1 protein-coding gene is annotated in these 1,241 nt (G+C 68.3%); it reads left to right on the forward strand.

What is annotated here, in order from left to right; genetic code table 11:
* Positions 1 to 22: 22 nt before the first annotated feature.
* Positions 23 to 1,207, forward strand: coding sequence for an ISAs1 family transposase (locus tag LXN57_RS47675; RefSeq protein ID WP_251804958.1), 1,185 nt, complete (start codon positions 23 to 25; stop codon positions 1,205 to 1,207).
* The last annotated feature ends 34 nt before the right edge of the window (positions 1,208 to 1,241 follow it).

A 1,241-nucleotide genomic window follows, 5' to 3' on the forward strand; every position in this document is an offset into this window, starting at 1 on the left:
ATGATCGAGAAGGACCGCGTTCGTGGAAGCATCATCGTTGATCGGCGGGCTGTCCGCACGTCTGTCCGGCGTGTCGCTGCTGTCGGACCAGGACATGCCGGGGTTGTTGCAGGCTTTGGCACGGGTTCCGGACCCGCGGGACGCTCGGGGTCGGATCCATCCGCTGCCGGGGTTGCTCGCGCTTGCGATCGCGGCGGTGGTCTCCGGTTCCAGCCGGGTCGTGGAGATCGTCGAGTGGGCCGCTGACCTGCCGGACGTGGTGTGGGACCGGCTCGGCGCGACCCGCGACGCGTTCACCGGGGTCCGGCGGGTGCCGGACGACAGCACCTTGTCGCGGGTGCTGACCGGCATCGACGCCGACGCCCTGGATGCGGCGGTGTGCCGCTGGCTGCTCGAGCGGGCGGGCCTGACCGGTGCGGCTCGGCGGGTGATCGCGGTCGACGGCAAGACGCTGCGCGGTAGCGGCCCGGCCGGTGCCCAGGTGCATCTGCTGGCCGCGTTGGACCAGGCTGAACAGATTGTCCTGGCGCAGATCGACGTCGATGGCAAGACGAACGAGATCAGCCGGTTCACGCCGCTGCTGGAGGGGCTGGATCTGGCTGGTGCGATCATCACGGCGGATGCGTTACATACCCAGCGCGAGCATGCCCGCTGGCTGGTCGAGGAGAAGAAGGCCGGCTACGTCTTCGTCGTCAAACGCAACCAGCCACGACTGTATCGGCAGGTCAAGGCCTTGCCCTGGGCGAAGATCCCAGCCTTGGACGCCACCCGCGACCGCGGGCACGGCCGCTACGACATCCGTGAGTTGCAGGCCGTCACCTGCCTCGGAGCCCTCGCGCTGGACTTCCCGTACGCGGTGCAGGCCTTGCGGATCCGGCGCCGCCGCTACAACACGGCCACCGAGCGCTGGTCGACCGTCACCGTCTACGCCATCACCAGCCTCACCGCGGCTCAGGCCGGCCCCGAGGAGCTGACCGATTGGCTCCGCGGGCACTGGGCCATCGAGGTTCTTCACCACATCAGGGACACGACATACCGCGAGGACGCCAGCCGCTTGCGTTCCGGCAACGCACCCCGAGTACTGGCCACCCTCCGCAACACCGCGATCAGCCTCCTGCGTCTGGACGGCGTCACCTCGATAGCACCGGCCCTACGCCGAAACGGCCGAGACCCGTACCGATCCCTACAGCTCCTTGGACTTGCCTAAAACGGGCATATCTCGACCTTGCGAAGACCCTGGC

Source organism: Paractinoplanes hotanensis (assembly GCF_023717965.1).
GTDB lineage: Bacteria > Actinomycetota > Actinomycetes > Mycobacteriales > Micromonosporaceae > Actinoplanes > Actinoplanes polyasparticus.